The organism is Streptomyces sp. YS415 (assembly GCF_023544665.1).
Classification (GTDB): domain Bacteria; phylum Actinomycetota; class Actinomycetes; order Streptomycetales; family Streptomycetaceae; genus Streptomyces.
Window position 1 is genome coordinate 1 of record NZ_JAMJFL010000088.1, and the last position, 743, is coordinate 743.

Genomic DNA, 743 nt, shown 5'->3' on the forward strand with positions numbered 1-743 from the left:
CGTCTCTCTGGGTTACGAGAGAAACCATAGCCAGAAGGCAGACCAATGTCTACTCCCACCGCTGCAGATTTTCTGCGTGTCCGACAGGGAGGTAATCCGCCGCGAACAGTGACGAGGAGTTGTCAGAGGCTTCTGGCAGCATCGCCGCAATGAACGCCGTCCGCACCACCCCACCGCGGCCGGTCGACGTGGCCACCGCCTCCCCGCAGCTCGCCTCGCTGGCACGCACGGCGACCCGGTTGCACCCCCGTCCGGGCGCGCCATCACCGCTGGAGAGTTCGGTCGGCGGACCGCTGCTGTGGCCCGCCGACGAGCCATTGGCCACACTGCGAGGTCCCGCACGCCGAAGCGTCCGACCTGCTACGGAGATACGGCTGCGAAGGCGGCACCAGGCGAGAGTGGCGATGACCTCGAACGGCGATCCGCGTGCCGCCCAGTGCACGCCGGAAGAGCAAGCGCTCTTGGGGCAGATCGACGAGGACATCCAGTGGCCCGACGGCCCGGTCCCCATGCTGCCCGTGGCCCAGTTGTACGTACGCGATGTCCCCCAGCTGCGCCCGCCCGGGGACTGTGGGGCCGATCTGCTCCAGGTGCTGTGGTGCCCCTTCGACCACCCTCCGGAGAGCTACATGCCCAGGACCGCACTCGTCTGGCGATCCGCGGCCGATGTCACCGACATCCTCACCTCACCGCCGGAACCGCCCGTTGTGGAACTCGACGTCTACGTGCCCGAGCCATGCGTG

The 743-nt window shown here is 68.0% G+C and carries 1 pseudogene; it reads left to right on the forward strand.

The window, feature by feature from the left end:
* Window positions 1-149: 149 nt before the first annotated feature.
* Window positions 150-743: pseudogene (locus M8H82_RS36365) on the forward strand (hypothetical protein); the annotation flags it as partial.